This window comes from Deinococcus pimensis DSM 21231 (assembly GCF_000519345.1).
GTDB classification, from domain to species: Bacteria; Deinococcota; Deinococci; order Deinococcales; family Deinococcaceae; genus Deinococcus_A; species Deinococcus_A pimensis.
This window is the reverse complement of record NZ_KI912670.1, coordinates 31345-31615: the sequence shown is the minus strand read 5'-3', so window position 1 is coordinate 31615 and position 271 is coordinate 31345.

Genomic DNA, 271 nt, shown 5'->3' with positions numbered 1-271 from the left:
CGCGGTGCGCGCCGCGCTCGTCACGCCCGGCGTGATCCTCACCGTCGCGGGCGTCACGCTCGTCGTGGGCGCGCTCGCGGCGCTCCCGGTGGCGTGGACGCTCTCCCGCGAGAGCGTCGCGCGCGCGCTGCGCTCCTTCTGAGGAGCGTGGTAGACAGGGACATGAGGCTCGTCTCGCGTCTGCTGCTCTCCCCGCCCGCCTGCCGCGATCCGCGCGCCGTACGGGCGGCCCTGGCGGGGCGCACCGTGCTCGTCACGGGCGCGTCGAGCG